Origin of the sequence: Chitinophaga sp. W2I13 (genome assembly GCF_050434005.1) — a bacterium.
Lineage (GTDB): Bacteria > Bacteroidota > Bacteroidia > Chitinophagales > Chitinophagaceae > Chitinophaga.
On record NZ_JBNPWD010000001.1, the window covers coordinates 17910 to 31387 of the forward strand.

Consider the following 13478-nt stretch of genomic DNA (forward strand, 5'->3'; position numbering starts at 1 on the left):
AGTTTTAAAAAGTAAAGAGAAGATTACACTGCCCAGGCTTTTTCTCCTTTGGTGTAAGGAGTACAACCTTCGTACTTGCCCGGAACGGGAACATAGCGCAACGCTTTGGTGGCACCCGGTTCGGAGGTGAAATAACCCAGCAGGGTTAATTCTTTCAGGTACTGGAAATAATGGGTAGGATCTCCTTCTTTTTTATCTTTACGCTTGTTGTAGTCTACGCGCTCTTTTTCAATCCCTGTGAGGAGCTCGGTGCGCTGTTCCGGTGTAATGTCCATGAAGCCTTTTTTGAATTGCTTCTCACTTGCCTCATTGATTTTTGACAACCCATCGAGGAATGCCTGCTGATCTTCTTTCTTGTAACAATCGTTCATCATTACAATGATAAAGTCTTCTACTTTGGCATCTTTTGCTCCAGGAGTGCTGGTTCTGGGTATGATGGTTTCCGCTATCTCCGCCAGCAAAGCTTTGGTTTCCGGCTTATGAAGATCGTAGTTCTTAGGACCAGAACCTGTGCAGCTTTCTAAAGCTGATAACGTGGAAGCGGAAATGGCAGTACCCAACAAAATCGCCACATTCCTTATTGCGTCTCTTCTGTGCATAAATAGTAAGTTGATTTGACCTTCGAACAAGTTGGAAAAAATTCTTCTAAAAACCAAATAAACAGGGGTGAAATATGCATGAGCGGCTAAAAATAGGAAGAAGTAAAAAAGAAGATGGGTAGATGTAAGTCTGTAATGCGACTTCCATCTACCCATCGGCCTGTACAGTGTGGCAACTGTTACAGGATATATTTTCCTTTGTCGTCTACCAGTACAACCGGCAGGCGGTGGTGTTTTTCGAAATAATCATAAGCCGACCGGAGTTCTGCCCAGAATTGTTTGGAAGAGCTGTCGGTCATGGTAAAAGTGCCCAGGTAGTTCATGGAACCGGGGTTGCCGAACTTCACGGGGAATACATGCACCGGTATGAAATCCTGTCCTGCGTTCTTTGCATTTACTGCCAAAATGTATACCTCATCAATGAATTCATCGGTTAAGGGAATACAACCTACGGTGATGCAGTTGCCGTGGATATAGATTTCACCACCGGGGTTCTTCGGATCGCTCAGGATGCGGTCGGAGAAATTCGGGTAGTTGATACCCAGCGACAGGTGATAGTTGCTGTTCGGGTTAAAATCGTTGATATAATAGAATCCTTCCGGCACCTGGCGGTCCCCTTCCTTACGCTTGGGTCCCATTTTACCGGAAAGTGTACACACCCGGTAAGATTTGAACAAACGGAAAGTGTCCTGGGGGTTATTTTTCACCCAGATCTCCATTTCGCTGTCCAGTTTGAAGGAACGGACAAACATATATCTTGCAGGGTAGGCAAGGCCCTTCTTTTCGAATTCTTTTTTCAGCAACTCCTCTTTTTCACGGTATGCCTCCCCTACTTTGGGAAACATTTTCTGGTTGTCGAGGAAAGATTGCTGGGCAAAAATTTTACCTGCACCCAACAAAATCAGGACGATTACAACAAGTCGCTTCATAATATTATTCAACAAAATTTTAATATTTATACCAGGTTTATATAAGCAAGATAAAACAATAACAGGGCAAAAATAAAATATATCACCATACTCACTTTCCTGTTGGCTATCTTTAAAATATAGTGTTTGTGCCCCTGATAGATCAATATCGCCGTAAAGGCCTGGAAAATCCCACCTAACAAAAACAATACACCGAACAGCGTTTGCATCCTCATAAAAACGGAACTCTTATTTTAATATTGTAAAGTTACACGTTTATTGCTTTACTGTAGCTTTATCCATTCCAGTTTTATGGTAGTCTCGTCCATGCCGGAGCTGAAAGTGGCGCGCACGGGGTACTTCCCGTTATAGGCGTAGGTATAGGTGTTGGTGATCACCCTGGAAGTGTTGGGACTGCTAATGTTTTCGGTGAGCACGTTGTGGGCCGAGAGGCTTCCGCCACCGCCATCCAGCAGGATACCCAGCTCTGGTTGCAGCTGCTGCGGGTTCCGCATGCGGTCGTAGGTGTAGCTAACAGAAGAGGTATACACAAACTTGCTGTATCCCGGCTGTTTGCCATAGGTATCCATCCGTTCCACGTCTCCTTCCTGATTCCAGGTATACTCCAGGTATCCGCTGTTTTCCCACGCTGCTTTGGCGCCATTATGGCCAAACTGGTAGCGCCGGGCTATTTTGCCACTGGCATCATACGCCAGGGAATCATAGGAATACACGGCGTTGTCGCGGTAATAACTGATCCTGGACACCTTGTCGCTGCTGTACTCAAACGACAGGTAAGGATCGCCGGTAACGGCTTTTTCATCGGCAGCCGACAGGCACTTCACCAGGCGGCCATTTTCATATACCGGCAGCTGGACATCGCTGTAGGTAGCATTTTCCGATTTCCGCAGCTGTATGATCCGGCGAATGGATTTGTCGGGGTTATATTCCACCGTTGTTTGTCCTGCGGGCGATACCACCTTGTGCAGGTAAGTTTGCTGATCGCCACCATTACGGAAGCTGATATGGTTGCCTTCGCTACGGAAAGCAGTAAGGATGGTGAACGATGTCACCAAAGCGGCATAGATAGCCCTGCGGGCTATGGAAGTTGTGTGCATAGGTTACAAATATTAAATATAAATATACTGTATAAAAATAACTAAAGTGTGGCTAATGTGGGAAAAGACGCAATATATACGCGCATTTTGACAAGTTGGTTTAAAATAACAAGTTATTTACATATCGTTAACATTCGCATGCGTAGGTTGTCTTACTCAGGATTAAACTTATTACACTGATTACGCTAATTTGATCACTTTTGATTTTTAAAGGATTTGGGGAGATGTTAGCGTAGGTTGTCTTTCTCAGGATTACGCTGATTTTACTGATTACCTGGATTTTACTTTTGGGATTTTTTAAAGGATTCGGGAAGATATAAGCGTAGCTTGTCTTTCTGCCTGATTGCGATTTTACTTTTTTCTTTGGGAGATGGGTATTTAAAAAAGCTGACGTGAAGACGGAATAGCCCATGCCTTACATCTGCTTTGTATATGCTTTGCACATGCTTTGCACATGCTTCGCATTTGCTTTATATGTGCTTTTGATTTGCTGTTAATGTGGAGGTGACGTGGACTTGATCGGTAACGTATTGTGCATCAATGCGCCAGAGCGGGTTTTAAGATATTCTTTAGACAGGTTCCTCAGAAAAAGAACCTGGATATCAACGCTTTAGGCATATTATAAAGATAAACATAATCAGGCAAAAAGACAACACCTGCATTTTTTTAGATTTAAAAGATCAGGGAAGATAAAAGCGCATATTCCGCTTCTATCTTCCCTGATCTTTTAATCTAAAAAACTCAAAAAAATAAAATCAACTTACACTTATATCTCCCCAAATCTTTTAAAATCAAAAAGTGATCAAATCAGCGTAATCAGTGTAATAAGTTTAATCCTGAGTAAGACAACCTACGCGGCGCATTATAAATTGCCGCGCAGTGCCTGTTCTCTTTCTATAGATTCAAACAAAGCCTTGAAGTTGCCTTTACCAAAAGATTGCGCACCCTTGCGCTGAATAATTTCGAAGAATACCGTTGGCCGGTCCTGGATAGGCTTGGTGAAGATCTGCAACAGGTAGCCTTCATCATCGCGGTCTACCAGGATGCCCAGCTTTTGTAACGGCGCAATGTCCTCATCAATCTTACCCACCCTGTCCAGCAGGGTTTCATAGTAAACCGGTGGCACCGTGAGGAATTCCACGCCCCTGTTTTGCAGTTCAGTCACCGTGTTCACGATGTCGTTGGTGGCAATGGCCACGTGCTGAACACCGGGTCCGCCGTAGAAATCAAGGTATTCTTCAATTTGTGATTTCTTCTTTCCTTCGGCGGGTTCGTTGATGGGGAATTTCACACGGCCGTTGCCGTTACTCATTACCTTGCTCATCAAGGCAGAATATTCGGTGGAAATATCGCTGTCGTCGAAAGAGATCAGGTTCCTGAAACCCATCACGCGCTCGTAAAATCCAACCCAGGTATTCATCTCATTCCAGCCCACATTACCCACGCAATGATCTACATATAACAGGCCGGTATCTGTTGGACTGTAATTCGTTTTCCATTCCTTGTAACCCGGCATAAACAATCCTTTATAGTTTTTACGTTCTATAAAAAGATGCACGGTGTCGCCGTAGGTATGGATACCACTCCGCACTACTGTGCCAAATTCATCCTTCTCTGTAACCGGCTCCAGGTAAGGCGTGGCGCCCCGTTTCACGGTTTCTTCGTAAGCCGACCGGGCGTCGTCTACCCACAGGGCCAGTACTTTCACACCATCGCCATGTTTGGCAACGTGACGGGCAATTTCGGTATCGGGCAACAGGGAGGTGGTGAGTACAAAGCGCAGTTTGTTTTGCACCAGCACATAGGAAACCCTGTCTTTTACACCGGTTTCAGGACCGGCATAAGCCACCGACTGAAAGCCGAAAGCAGTTTTGTAATAATGTGCCGCCTGCTTGGCGTTGCCTACATAAAACTCTACGTAGTCGGTACCATTGAGTGGTAAAAAGTCCTGCTGACCGGTTAAGTTGTCCGCATTCACTAATGCTGTTTCCATAACATTCAATTGTTTTGGTTTTATAAGTTGGTTGGTTTTTGTGAATCATTTATTCTGCCCAGCTCATGACGTAGCTGCCATCTTCAATACCCAATGCTGCTTCGGTGATCTGCAAAGGGTGAAAGGTATCTACCATCACTGCCAGCTCTTTTGTTTCTTTTGCGCCGATACTTTTTTCCACGGCTCCGGGGTGAGGCCCATGCGGGATGCCCGCAGGATGTAAAGTGATCATCCCCCGCACCACATGCTTACGGCTCATAAAATCGCCGTCTACATAATATAATACCTCATCACTGTCGATGTTACTATGATTATACGGCGCAGGGATTGACTGCGGGTGATAATCAAATAACCGCGGACAAAAGGAACATACTACAAAGTTGTTCCCTTCAAAGGTTTGATGCACTGGTGGCGGCTGGTGTACCCGCCCGGTGATTGGTTCAAAGTCGTGGATGGAAAAGGCAAACGGGTATTCACATCCATCCCAGCCAATTACGTCGAAGGGATGATGTTTATAATGAATGGGATAGATCACCCCTTTCTTTTTTATACGAATGAGGAAATCGCCTTCCTCATCAATGGTTTCCAGGTGCTGCGGCTGCCGGATATCCCGCTCGCAGTAAGGGGAATGCTCCAGTAATTGTCCATATTTGCTCAGGTATCTTTTTGGATAACGGATAGGACTAAACGATTCCACTATAAACAGGCGGTTATCTTCCGTATTAAAAGTGATCTGGTAAATAGTACCGCGGGGAACCACCAGGTAATCGCCATAGCCAAATTCCAGCTGGCCGTATTGTGTTTTCAATACACCGCTTCCTTCATGCACGAAGATCATTTCATCCGCATCCGCATTCTTGTAAAAATATCCTTCCATGCTTTTGCGGGGCGATGCCAGTACAATATGAAGATCACTGTTTACCAATACTGCTTTGCGGCTTTCCAAGAAGTCGTCTTCCGGTTTAATATTAAACCCCATGAAGCTCCGGTGCTTCAGCATCTTTTCTTCCGCCACCTTTGGTGCAACGGAATAGGGTTCATCTACTTTTACAATCTCCGTAGGGGGGTGACAGTGATACAACAGGCTGGAGTGGGAAGAGAATCCTTCTGTAGAAAACAACTGCTCCGAATACAGCTGGCCGTCCGGTTTGCGGAACTGGGTATGGCGCTTATGCGGTATTTGTCCTAGTTTATAATAATGTGGCATGACAGGTGGTTTGAAAAAATTGTTCTGGTGTACAATTAAAAGATTGAATGGGTGTATGATTCATTGTACTGGTGTACGATCCATATTTATATGATACAGTGCAACCTGCTGATGGCAGCAAAAAATTAAGATACACATGCGCAGGAATAGCAACTGAATACTATTACAAAGTTACGGTATATAAATACGAAGGATGGCCGGTAGCGGCCGTTGGGAAAGGTTATGCCAAAGTCGAATCCATGGCAAGCGTGGCCATGAGAAAGTAGTAGTTAAGCTGACTATTGCTTGTATATTTCAGTGAAATGGACAAGTGGCAATTGTTTAGGCGACTAAGGTAAGGAAAAACTGTGATTCCAAAATGATTTTTGTCACGGGCAATTATCAGTCACATAATTGTCATAAAACAACCATTTTGTCCAATGTCAGGAATTATGAAATCGCAACTATCTTATTTATATTTTGAATATAATTCTAAAAAATAACCATAATAAGTATCAAAAATCAACAAACGACCCTAAATTTAAAACATTTCTAAAAATCGCCACTGCACTTTTATTTACCAGTGTAATTGTAGACTTTTGTTACACAATCGTCATATTCCAATAGTGATACCGTTCTACACATACCAGTTCTCTTCGGTTTCTGCCTCCAGGCGGATAGCGGACACTATGGCGACAACGACCACCATTATTACAACCCCACTGCGGGGTTAGTTTTCACATATTATCCAACGACCACAAGGGTGGTACATAACCGGGAGGACCCGGACTTATCTACGTATAAATTTTCCATATGCAAGTATTAAAATTTGGCGGCACTTCAGTGGGAAGCGCCAAAGCAATAGAACAGGTTTGCAACATCCTCAAACAATATAAACCGGCCGGTAAATATGCCATCGTCGTATCTGCTCTCGGCGGGGTAACGGATAAGCTTATACGCTGCGGACAACTCGCGGAGCAAGGCAACGAAGACTATAAAAGTATATTACAGGAAATTGAAGCACGGCATCTCGATACCATCCGTGAATTATTCCCTATCACCGCACAAAGCGGGCAAATCAGCCAGCTGAAGAAAAAACTCAACACCCTCGAAAACCTCTGCGACGGCATCTTCCAGGTTGCAGAACTCAGTCCGCGTACCCTGGATAAAATCATGAGCTACGGCGAACTGATGTCCTGTGTTATCGTCGCTGAAAAGCTAAAACAGCAGGGATTCTCCGCTACCTGCAAAGACAGCCGCGAACTCATTGTAACAGATAATCACTTCGGCCACGCCACCGTTAACTTTGTTGCCACCAATCACCATATTATGCAGTTCTTTGCACAGTCGCCCGCCGATTATGTAGTACTGCCAGGCTTTGTAGCCGCTACCCCCGATGGTGAAACCACCACCCTCGGACGCGGCGGCTCCGACTACACCGCCGCCATCGTGGCGGCCGCCGTTAACGCCACCGTACTTGATATCTGGACAGATGTGAGCGGCATGATGACCGCCGACCCGCGCATGGTGTCACAGGCTATTCCCATCTCACACATTTCTTATGTGGAAGCAATGGAGCTGTCGCATTTTGGCGCCAAAGTCATTTATCCCCCTACTATCCAGCCGGTGATGAGTAAACGCATACCCATCTGGATCAAAAATACTTTTGCCCCCGAAGATCATGGCACCCTCATACAGGACAGCGCCGACCGCAGCTTCCCGGTAACAGGCATCTCCGGCATTCCCAACATCGCCCTGCTCACCCTCGAAGGAAGCGGCATGGTGGGCATCCCCGGCTTCTCCAAACGGTTGTTTGAGTCACTCTTACGGGAACGCATCAACGTAATTCTTATTACACAAAGCTCATCTGAACACTCTATCACTGTAGGTATTCATGAAACAGACATGCTGAAAGCCAAAACTGCGGTGGACAGTGAGTTTGCACAGGAGATAAGCGAAAAACGCATTGAACCCCTCCTGGTGGAAAAAGACCTCTGCATTGTGGCTGTAGTGGGAGATAAAATGAAAAACCATCACGGCACCAGCGGTAAGCTCTTTGGCACCCTGGGCAGGAACGGGGTGAACGTAAGGGCCATCGCACAGGGATCTACCGAGAAAAATATCTCCGCGGTGATCAACAAAGCCGATATCAAAAAAGCGCTGAACGTTATGCACGAAACCTTTTTTGAAACACCCCTCAAACAGGTGAACCTCTTTATCGCCGGCGCAGGAAATGTGGGCAGCAAACTGCTGGAACAACTGGAACAACAACAATATTACCTCCAGCACGAGCTGGGTTTGCAGATCCGGGTAACCGGCCTGGCCAACAGCCGCCACACCCTCATCAGCGAAACCGGCATCACCTTACGTGAGTGGCGCGAACAACTGGAGCAGGCCAAACATATCAGCACCGCCGATTTCGTGCAGCAGATAAAAAACCTGAACCTCCGCAACAGCGTATTCGTGGATAATACTGCCAGCAGCGACATTGCAGCTGTATACCACGAGTTCCTGCAACACGGTATCTCCGTAGTTACCTGCAATAAAATTGCCTGCTCATCAGACTATGCTTATTATAAACAACTGAAGGACCTCGCCCGCAAATACAACGCCTCCTTCCTGTTTGAAACCAACGTGGGAGCAGGACTACCGGTCATCAATACACTGAATGACCTGATCCGCAGCGGCGACAAAGTACACAGCATCGAAGCCGTGCTGTCCGGCAGCCTCAACTTCGTATTCAACCATTTCTTAAATGGCACCAGTTTCCGTGAAGTAGTAAAAGCCGCGCAGGACGAAGGCTACACCGAACCAGATCCGCGCATCGATCTCAGTGGTAAGGACGTTATGAGAAAGATCCTCATCCTGGCCCGTGAAAGCGGCGCCGCCATTGAAATGGATGAAATCACCAACTACTCATTCCTGCCCGCCGAATGCCTCGACGCCCCTTCTGTACCCGCCTTCTACGAAGAGCTGGATGTACACGCCGCTCACTTCCAGGGACTGCGCGAAACCGCAGAGGCTGAAGGTAAACGCCTGAAGTTCGTGGCCCGCTATGAAGATGGGAAAGCCTCCGTGGGCCTGCAAAGCGTAGCCCCCGATCATCCGTTCTTTAAACTGGAAGGGAAGGACAATATTGTGCTGTACACTACCAGCAGGTATAAAGACCAGCCACTGATCGTAAAGGGCGCGGGCGCAGGAGCAGATGTTACCGCCTCCGGCATCTTTGCAGACATCATCCGGAGCGCCAGATTGTAAACTTTCCATGAAATGAGTTGCAATCCTGACAATCAATTATTAAATTAAACTAACTTAAAGGTGATATGGACAGTATAAAAGTATTTGCGCCGGGAACAGTGGCCAATGTAGCTTGTGGGTTTGACGTGATCGGCCTGGCGCTGGACGCGCCGGGAGATGAAATGATCCTTCGCAGGAGCAGTGAACCAGGCATCCGCATTACTGCCATCCATGGCGCAGACCTGCCCCTGGAAACATCCCGTAATGTGGCCGGCGTAGCCGTTCAGGCATTATTACAGAAATACGACCAGCCGGATATCGGCATTGAAATAGAGATCTTTAAAAAGATCCACCCCGGCAGCGGCATCGGCTCCAGCGCCGCCAGCAGCGCCGGCGCGGTAGTAGGCGTTAATCATTTACTCGGGGAACCCTTCACCAAAAAACAACTGGTAAGGTTTGCCATGGAAGGAGAACGGCTGGCCTGCGGATCAGCGCATGCAGATAACGTAGCCCCGGCCATCCTCGGCGGCTTCACCCTGGTAAGAAGTTACCGTCCATTGGATATTACCACCCTCCATACACCGGAGCATCTGTGGGTGACCGTTATACATCCTCAGATAGAAGTAAAAACGTCTGACGCCCGCGAAATACTGAAACAAAAAGTGCTCATGACAGATGCCATCCGGCAATGGGGCAACGTGGGCGCATTGGTGGCGGGACTTTACCAAAACGATTATGAACTGATCAGCCGCTCGCTGGAAGATGTGATCGTGGAACCGATCCGTTCCATCCTCATCCCGGCCTTCCACGAGCTGAAACTGAAATGTAAGGAAGCCGGCGCCCTCGGCGGCGGTATCTCCGGCTCCGGCCCCTCTGTATTCATGCTAAGCAAAGGAGAAGAAAATGCCCGCAAAGTAGCGGCTACGATGGATAGCGTTTACGCACCACTTGGCGTGGATTATAAAATCTACGTTTCCCAGATTAACACCGCCGGTGTAAAAGTGATTGACTAACTAATTAACAACGTTTTATTCATGCAGTATTTCAGCTTACAGAACAAGCAGCACCAGGTAAATTTCGAAACAGCAGTAGTACAGGGATTGGCGCCAGACAGGGGACTCTATTTTCCGGAACAGATACCAGCACTGGATAAAGACTTCATCAATAACCTGCATAATTATACGGACCACGAGATCGGACTACAAGTTATCCGCCCGTTTGTTGGCAATGAAATACCCGAAGAGGCTTTAAAAAAGATAGTAACCGATACACTACATTTTCCTTTCCCGGTGCAGAAAGTGACCGGTCATACCTACGCCCTGGAACTGTTCCACGGCCCTACCCTTGCATTTAAAGATGTGGGCGCCCGCTTTATGGCCGGCGGCCTCGGCTATTTCCGCCGCAACAGCACCACTCCTGTAACCGTACTGGTAGCCACTTCCGGCGATACCGGCGGCGCCGTAGCCAGTGGTTTTTATAATGTGCCCGGCGTGGAAGTGGTGATCCTCTACCCTTCCAAAAAGGTGAGTGTATTGCAGGAAAAACAACTCACCACACTCGGCAATAATATTCATGCACTGGAAATAGAAGGCACCTTCGATGACTGCCAGCAGCTGGTAAAAACTGCTTTCCTGGACCAGGAACTGCAGGCACGCCGGCCGCTTACCAGCGCCAACTCCATCAATGTAGCCCGCTGGCTGCCCCAGATGTTCTATTATTTCCTGGCATACAAACAAATGAAGGCAGCACATCCCAGGCTCGTGTTCTCCGTACCCAGCGGCAATTTCGGCAATATCTGCGCAGGCATGATGGCCGCTGCCATGGGATTGCCGGTATCACATTTTGTAGCCGCCACGAATATCAATGACACCGTGCCCCGCTTTATGGACAGTGGTAAATATGAACCAGGCAAAGCATCGCCTACCATGTCTAACGCTATGGATGTGGCAGATCCCAGCAACTTTGTACGTATCCTGGAACTATTCGGCAACAGCCTCCCTTCCCTTGCTGAAAAACTCACCGCCTACAGCTTTAATGATAAAGATACCGCCCGCACCATGGAACAGGTATGGAAAGAAAACCATTATATGCTGGACCCTCACGGCGCCGTAGGCTTCATGGGACTGCAACGTTACCTGGAACATTCCCCGGAGCTGACAGGCGTTTTCCTGGAAACAGCCCACCCGGTGAAATTTGAAGACACAGCCCCTAAATCTATCCGGGAGGAAATATATACTCCGGCGAAAGTGATGTCTTTATATGGTAAAGAAAAACAGGCTACCCTGCTGGCCGCCGATTATCCTGCTTTCAAAAACTGGTTAATGCAATAATGATTCTGTAGTTTTGGCGCCAGTATGAAGTATTTACCTATCCTCCTGTTATTAATGGGTGCGCAGGCATGTAATAATGCCGGCACCCGGCAGCAAAATACTGCCAGCCGCCCGGACTCCGTGTTGTACAGCGATATCATCCGGCCGGTAACAGATTCTATTTCACAGTTTCCCGACCATCCCGATCTGTACTATCACCGCGCACTGCTGTTGTTTAATACCAACCCTGCACTGGCGCAGGCCGATTTTGAAAAGGCCGCCTCCCTGATGCCGGAAAATACCGACTACTGGGCAGGGGCAGGCGAAGCCGCCCTGATCGTAAATGATTATAAAAAGGCAGCCGCAAATTTTCAGAAAGCGCTGGCTACCGCTCCCGGCTATACGTACCTGGAATACCGCCTGGCCACTGCACTGATAGAAAATAAACAATATGCCCAGGCAGACAGCATCGCTAACGTGCTCGCACAAACGACAGATGCCCGCGATAAGGCATTCTACCTGAAAGCCCGCATGGCAGAAGATAAACAGGATACCACCTCGGCTATCCGTCACCTTACCTCCGCCATTCATGCCGCCGGGAAACAGCCTGAATTTGAGGCGGTCATGGAACTGGGCGACCTGCTCCGCAGCCGCAAAGCCACTGCCGCCCTCAACTATTACCAGCAGGCATGGCAACTGGATACTACCAACGCGTATCCTTTATTTGAAGCCGCTCAATTCCAGGAAGAACTGGGCGACCTGCCCGCCGCGCTCGGCGCGTACCGGAAATGCATTGTAACAGATCCCGGCTTTGAACAAGCCTACCTGGCACTGGGGAAAATTTACAGCAATAAAAAGGACTGGAAAACGGCGTACACCTATTACAACCTGGCCGCCAAATCAGCGCCAACAGACGCATGGGCCTATTACTACAGGGCTATGGCACAGGAACAACTAGGCAACAAAGCACTGGCTATAGAAGACTATACCAAAGCTACTTCCTTTAAAAAAGATTTCAGCGAAGCAAAGGAAGCCCTGAGAAGATTGAACCCGTAATTACTTAAATTTACATCATTCAAAAATAGAGCACTTGGAAAAACATCCTGTTTTAGTGGCGCCATCTTTACTGGCAGCAAATTTCCTGGAGCTGGGAAAAGAAGTGGATATGGTGAACCGCAGCGAAGCCGACTGGTTCCATCTCGATGTAATGGATGGACGGTTTGTACCTAATATCAGCTATGGCTTGCCCGTGATTGCACAGATCAAAAAGAAAGCGCAGAAACCCTGTGATGTGCACCTGATGATCGAAGAACCGGAGAAATACGCAGCCGACTTCAAAAAAGCCGGCGCCGACATACTTACCGTACACTTCGAAGCCTGTATCCACCTGCACCGGAACATCCAGCAGATCAAAGGACTGGGCATGAAAGCCGGCGTGGCACTGAATCCGCACACACCGGTAGGGTTGCTCGAAAATGTGATCCGGGATATTGACGTAGTGCTGATCATGAGCGTGAATCCGGGCTTCGGCGGACAAACATTCATCGAACAAACCTACCAGAAAATAAGGCAACTGAGACAACTGATCACAGACAATCACGCACATGCGCTCATTGAAGTAGATGGCGGCATAGGCACAGATAACGCCGGACAACTCATCCAGGCGGGCGCAAATGTATTAGTGGCAGGCAGTGCCATCTTCTCCTCTGCCGATCCTGAAAAAACCATTCACACGCTCAAGACAAGTGTGAAATAATTTCCTTTGATAGTGGCTTGGTGAGATATCCTGTTACAAAATTGTAAGCATTCACACGCTCCCTGTCCTTTTCATCAATGGAGGAAGTCAGTACAAAGATCCTGATTTGCTTCGGCAACTCCGCCTGGAAAACGGCATATTCTTCCAGGAACTCCCAGCCATCCATCACAGGCATATTGAGATCCAGCAATATAAGATCCGGCAAGGCCTGTGCTTCTCCTGCATTTTCCCGGAGAAGGTCCAATACATCCTGTGCGTCGGAAAATACACGGATATTACTGCTGATAGCCTGACGTTCGATCATGATTTTGGCAATCTGCTGGTGAATCGGGTCATCATCTACAATAAAAATCGTATTGATTAAACTCATAA

General features: G+C 47.5%; 11 protein-coding genes. 5 read left to right on the top strand and 6 right to left on the bottom strand.

From position 1 onward, the window contains the following. Positions 1-23: 23 nt before the first annotated feature. The 5 genes from QFZ48_RS00065 to QFZ48_RS00085 form a co-directional block, all read right to left on the bottom strand. Entirely contained in the window at positions 24-599 is a 576-nt protein-coding gene (locus tag QFZ48_RS00065) for a gluconate 2-dehydrogenase subunit 3 family protein (protein ID WP_429046648.1), read from the bottom strand. 179 nt (positions 600-778) lie between these two features. After that, positions 779-1528 (bottom strand): L,D-transpeptidase family protein, encoded by a 750-nt coding sequence (locus tag QFZ48_RS00070; RefSeq protein ID WP_429046646.1) that lies wholly within the window; start codon positions 1526-1528, stop codon positions 779-781. A gap of 263 nt (positions 1529-1791) precedes the next feature. After that, the gene (locus QFZ48_RS00075; RefSeq protein WP_429046644.1) at positions 1792-2625 is read right to left on the bottom strand and encodes a hypothetical protein; all 834 of its coding nucleotides are present in this window, start codon (positions 2623-2625) and stop codon (positions 1792-1794) included. A gap of 862 nt (positions 2626-3487) precedes the next feature. Beyond that, positions 3488-4618, bottom strand: a complete 1131-nt coding sequence (hppD, locus tag QFZ48_RS00080; RefSeq protein ID WP_429060550.1) for a 4-hydroxyphenylpyruvate dioxygenase — start codon at positions 4616-4618, stop codon at positions 3488-3490. A 49-nt stretch (positions 4619-4667) separates the two neighbouring features. Next, complete coding sequence (locus tag QFZ48_RS00085; RefSeq protein ID WP_429046640.1) at positions 4668-5825, bottom strand: homogentisate 1,2-dioxygenase; 1158 nt, start codon at positions 5823-5825, stop codon at positions 4668-4670. A gap of 792 nt (positions 5826-6617) precedes the next feature. Between QFZ48_RS00085 and thrA the strand changes: the two genes are divergently transcribed. The 5 genes from thrA (at position 6618) to rpe (ending at position 13106) form a co-directional block, all read left to right on the top strand. After that, positions 6618-9062, top strand: coding sequence for a bifunctional aspartate kinase/homoserine dehydrogenase I (gene thrA, locus QFZ48_RS00090; protein ID WP_429060552.1), 2445 nt, complete (start codon positions 6618-6620; stop codon positions 9060-9062). Positions 9063-9127: 65 nt separating this feature from the next. Next, positions 9128-10054 carry a homoserine kinase gene (locus tag QFZ48_RS00095; RefSeq protein ID WP_370911326.1) on the top strand — a complete coding sequence of 309 codons (927 nt, stop codon included), beginning with the start codon at positions 9128-9130 and terminating at the stop codon, positions 10052-10054. A 21-nt stretch (positions 10055-10075) separates the two neighbouring features. Continuing rightward, complete coding sequence (gene thrC / locus QFZ48_RS00100) at positions 10076-11371, top strand: threonine synthase (RefSeq protein WP_429060553.1); 1296 nt, start codon at positions 10076-10078, stop codon at positions 11369-11371. Between the two features lie 24 nt (positions 11372-11395). Continuing rightward, positions 11396-12406: a tetratricopeptide repeat protein gene (locus QFZ48_RS00105; protein WP_429046633.1), complete on the top strand. Its 1011-nt coding sequence runs from the start codon at positions 11396-11398 to the stop codon at positions 12404-12406. Between the two features lie 34 nt (positions 12407-12440). Next, positions 12441-13106, top strand: a complete 666-nt coding sequence (gene rpe, locus QFZ48_RS00110) for a ribulose-phosphate 3-epimerase (protein ID WP_370911323.1) — start codon at positions 12441-12443, stop codon at positions 13104-13106. Here rpe and QFZ48_RS00115 read toward each other — a convergent pair. Then, positions 13087-13476 carry a response regulator gene (locus QFZ48_RS00115; RefSeq protein WP_370911322.1) on the bottom strand — a complete coding sequence of 130 codons (390 nt, stop codon included), beginning with the start codon at positions 13474-13476 and terminating at the stop codon, positions 13087-13089. The genes rpe and QFZ48_RS00115 overlap by 20 nt on opposite strands. Between the last annotated feature and the right edge of the window lie 2 nt (positions 13477-13478).